At 59.9% G+C, this 4,654-nt stretch carries 3 protein-coding genes; all 3 read right to left on the reverse strand.

The features are described from left to right. Positions 1-83: 83 nt before the first annotated feature. From DW029_RS10950 to DW029_RS10960, 3 genes are read right to left on the reverse strand one after another with little or no spacing between them, the layout of a single operon-like run. On the reverse strand, positions 84-2,003 hold the full coding sequence (locus DW029_RS10950; protein ID WP_118346155.1) for an ABC transporter ATP-binding protein: 1,920 nt from the start codon (positions 2,001-2,003) through the stop codon (positions 84-86). Then, the gene (locus DW029_RS10955; RefSeq protein ID WP_118346158.1) at positions 1,996-3,810 is read right to left on the reverse strand and encodes an ABC transporter ATP-binding protein; all 1,815 of its coding nucleotides are present in this window, start codon (positions 3,808-3,810) and stop codon (positions 1,996-1,998) included. Before DW029_RS10955 ends, DW029_RS10950 begins: the two co-directional genes overlap by 8 nt. Continuing rightward, complete coding sequence (locus tag DW029_RS10960) at positions 3,803-4,306, reverse strand: MarR family winged helix-turn-helix transcriptional regulator (RefSeq protein ID WP_118346160.1); 504 nt, start codon at positions 4,304-4,306, stop codon at positions 3,803-3,805. Before DW029_RS10960 ends, DW029_RS10955 begins: the two co-directional genes overlap by 8 nt. Positions 4,307-4,654 lie beyond the last annotated feature (348 nt).

The raw sequence follows: 4,654 nt of genomic DNA on the forward strand, positions 1-4,654 counted from the left end.
CGACAACCTGATCGCCCTCGTGATGCTCAGGTGCTCGGACCTGAAGCCGGCCCGCCTGGGGGTCCTCCGTGAAACAAACCTACCTACTCCAGCTCAAACGCACCCGTGTACAGCTGGTAGTAGTACCCGCGCTTGGCGATCAGCTCGTCGTGGTTGCCGCGCTCGATGATGCGACCGTGGTCCAGACAGATGATCGCGTCGGAGTTGCGTACGGTGGAGAGACGGTGCGCGATGACAAATGTCGTGCGACCCTCCATGAGCTTGTCCATACCCGCCTGCACGATAGCCTCGGTGCGGGTGTCAATGCTCGACGTTGCCTCGTCCAGGATCATCGCCGGCGGGTCGGCGACGGCGGCACGTGCGATTGAAATCAGCTGGCGCTGGCCCTGCGAAAGCTGGGCGCCATTGCCGGTGAGCATGGTGTCGTAGCCGTCGGGCAAGCGGGTGATAAAGTCGTCCGCACCTGCGAGCTTTGCCGCCGCGATGCATTCGTCATCGGTGGCGCTCAGGTTGCCGTAGCGGATGTTGTCCATCACGGTGCCGGTGAACAGGTTTACATCCTGTAGTACGACGCCCAGCGAACGGCGCAGGTCGGCCTTGCGGATCTTGTTGACGTTGATGCCGTCGTAGCGAATCTTGCCGTCGGCGATGTCATAGAAGCGGTTGATGAGGTTAGTGATCGTGGTCTTGCCGGCACCGGTGGCACCGACAAACGCGACCTTCTGACCCGGCTTGGCGTATACGGATACGCCGTGCAGTACCTCGTGGTCGGGCGTGTAGCCAAAGTCCACGTTGTCCATGACCAGATCGCCGCGCAGTGGTACGTAGTCGATCTCGCCGGTCGCGCGGTGCGGATGCTTCCACGCCCACATGCCGGTGTGGTGGTCGGCCTCCTCGAGCTGCCAGGTGTCGGGGTTCACCTGCGCGTTGACGAGCGTCACGTAGCCTTCGTCGGCTTCGGGTTCCTCGTCGATGAGCTCAAAGATGCGGTCGGCGCCGGCGAGGCCCATGACCACGGCGTTGATCTGCTGCGAGATCTGGCCGATCTGTCCGCAGAACTGCTTGGTCATGTTAAGGAACGGCACCACGACGGAGATGGACAGCGCCATGCCCGAGATACTCAGGTTGGGCACGCCCAGCGCCAGGAAAATGCCGCCGGCAAGGGCCACCAGCACGTAGAGCAGGTTGCCCAGGTTCATAAGGATGGGCATGAGGATGTTGGCGTACATGTTGGCTTTCTGCGAGACCTCAAAGAGCTTCTCATTGCGCTCGTCAAAATCGGCCTCGGCGGCAGACTCGTGGCAGAACGCCTTGACGACCTTCTGGCCGTTCATGACTTCCTCGATATGGCCCTCGACCACGCCGAGCTCGGTCTGCTGCGCAATGAAGAAACGCGCGGAGTTGGAGCCGAGCAGCTTGGTCATAAAGGTCATAAAGGCGACGCCGGCGATGATGACCAGGCACATCCACACGCTGTAGTACAGCATGATAAAGAACACCGTGACGATGATGATGATCGTCATGAGCAGGTTGGGCAGCGACTGGCTGATCATCTGACGCAGCGTGTCGATGTCGTTGGTGTAGTGGCTCATGATATCGCCGCGCTGGTGCGTGTCGAAGTAGCGGATCGGCAGGTCCTGCATGCGGTTGAACATCATCTCGCGCAGCTTCTCCAGCGAGCCCTGCGTGACGATAGCCATGGCGCGGTTCCAGAAGAGCGAGGACAGGACGCCGACGCCGTAGATGCAGGCGAGGGTGGTCACGAGCTGTGCGATCTTGGGCTGCGCGGCTTCCCAATCGCCCGACTGCCACGATTCGCCAATAATTTGCAGGGCGCTCTGCAGGAAGGTCGCGCCGATGGAGTTGATGATGGCGCAGAGCACCACGCCGGCGACGACGAGGGGCAAAAGCACGGGATAGAAGCCAAAGAGCGTCTTGATGAGGCGCGACATGGTGCCGCCCTTGCGGTTGAGCGCGCGCTCGGCGGTCGTTGCCTTACTCATGGGCCTCGCCTCCTTCCTGGGTCTGAGCTTGCGTTGCGGATGCCTCGGTGTCGGCCTCGACGGCCCCTTCGCCCTCGGCGCTCATCTTGTTCTGCGAGGTAAAGGTCTCGCGGTAGATCTCGCTCGTCTTGAGCAGCTCGTCATGGTTGCCGATCTGCGCGATGCGGCCGCCTTCCATGACGATGATGCGGTCTGCGTCCTGCACGGAGCTGATGCGCTGGGCGATGATGAGCTTGGTCGTGTTGGGCAGATAGCTTGCCAGTCCTGCGCGAATCTTGGCGTCGGTCTTGGTGTCGACGGCGCTGGTGGAGTCGTCCAGGATCAAGATCTTGGGGCGACGCAGCAGGGCGCGCGCAATGCACAGGCGCTGCTTCTGGCCGCCGGAAACATTGGAGCCGCCCTGTTCGATCCAGGTGTCATAGCCCTTGGGGAAGCCGTCGACAAACTCATCGGCGCAGGCCAGATGCGCTGCCTCGCGGACCTCTTCGTCGGTGGCATTCGGGTCGCCCCAGCGCAGGTTCTCGGCGATGGTGCCGCTAAACAGCACGTTTTTCTGCAGCACCATGGCCACCTGGTGGCGCAGCGCGTCCAGGTCGTAGTCGCGCACATCCACGCCGCCCACGCGCACGGTGCCTTCGGTGGCGTCGTACAGGCGGGCGATGAGGTTTACAAGCGTGGACTTGGCCGAGCCGGTGCCGCCGATGATGCCGATGGTCTCGCCGCTCTTAATGTGCAGGTCGATATCGTCGAGCGCCTGGCGCTTCGCATGCGCGGAATACTTAAAGCTCACGTGGTCAAAGTCGATGGAGCCGTCGGCAACCTCGTGCACGGGCTCGGCCGGGTTGGCGATCGTGGGCTCGGCGGCCAGCACCTCGGTAATGCGGTGTGCCGATTCGTCGGCCATGGTCACCATGACAAAGATCATCGACAGCTGCATCAGACTCATGAGGATTTGGAAGCCATAGGTAAAGATCGAGGAGAGCTGGCCCACGTCGAACAGCGTCCCCTGGCTCGTGATGATGAGCTTGGAGCCCAGGTAGATGATGACGACAAACGCGCCGTTGACGCAGATGTTCATCATGGGGTTGTTAAAGGCGAGCAGCTTCTCGGCGCGGGTGAAGTCCATCTGGACGTCGCGCGCGGCGGTCGCGAACTTCTCCTTCTCAAAGTCTTCGCGCACGTAGCTCTTGACTACGCGCATGCCGGTGACGTTTTCCTCGACGGACTCGTTAAGGGCGTCGTACTTGTGGAACACGCGCGAGAAGATGGGGCGCACCTTAAAGATGATAAAGAACAGCCCAAAGCCCAGCAGCGGAATGATGATCAGGTAGACCATGGCAACGCTGCCGCCCATGATAAATGCCATGGTAAAGGCGAAGATCAATACCAGCGGCGCGCGCACGGCGATACGGATGATCATCATAAAGGCCTGCTGCACGTTGTTGATGTCGGTGGTCAGGCGCGTGACGAGTGAGGAGCTCGAGAAATCATCGATGTTGGCAAAGCTGAACGTCTGGATCTTGTAGAACAGGTCGTGACGCAGGTTCTTGGCGAAGCCGCAGCTCGCATGGCTGCAGGTAACGCCGGCAGCGGCGCCAAAAGCAAGTGACGTCAGCGCGATGAGCACCAAAAAGCCTGCGGTGGGAAGCATCTCGGCTACGGTGGCGCCGTCTTTGATGGCGTCGATCAGGTTGGCGGTGATAAATGGAATCAGCATCTCGCAGAGCACCTCGCCAAGCACGAGCAGCGGCGTGGCAACGGTGACTTTCATATAGTCGCGGATGCTTCCCATGAGGGTTTTAATCATCCAGTTCCTCCCAGGTTTTGCGGATTTTCTCGAGCATTTCGGCGAGCTGCTCGCGCTCGTCGTGGGTGAGTGCGCTAAAGGCCTGCTCTCTAAAGCGAATGCGGGCTGCCTGCTCAACGCGGGCCTTTTTCCATCCCGTTTCGGTCAGGCGGATGGTGAGCTGCCGACGGTCTTTGGGATTGCGGTTGCGCTCGATAAGACCGCCCATTTCGAGCTTGGACAGAATCTCGGAAAGGGACCCCGGCTTGAGGTCGAAGTGCATGCCGAGTTCCTGTTGGGAAAGCTCGCCGGTGGGTTGCTTAGCGAGCAGGCAGACGATGGGCGCCTTGCCAGATATGCCGCCGCCGTGAAAATGCATGTAATGGCCGCAAAAGCCCAGGCCGCTCAGGATGCGCTTGGCGAGTTTGTCTTCGGCGCTGACCGCTTCAGGTATGTCTACCGGTTGCGACGGGTCACCGCCGGGCTCATGCGGAAGGACGAATGGTTCAACACACATATCTAAGCTTCGCTCCTTTCTTTAGTTAGGTAGTGGAATTGTTTTGTGCCTAACCAATCTAGGAGCATGAGAAATGAATGTCAAGGTACCAAACTTATAGTTACGGCGTTTCGCCAAACGCCGTAACCGCTCGACGCTGCAAGCGTTCCTAAGCGGCAATCTGACGTTCAACTTCGGCGGCATGACCAAAAGGTCAATACCGCCTTGTTTCAAGGCACCTTGCTCGCTCTGGCGGGTTTTCGCTATCGTTGCCAAGACATCGACATTGCCGTTGCTGGCGAGTAGTCGTTGGGGGCGGCACTTGGGGACGTTCCTTTTAATATGAGCAGGACATTGTCAAGAGGCAAA

Source organism: Collinsella sp. AF38-3AC (assembly GCF_003474365.1).
In the GTDB taxonomy this organism is placed as follows: domain Bacteria; phylum Actinomycetota; class Coriobacteriia; order Coriobacteriales; family Coriobacteriaceae; genus Collinsella.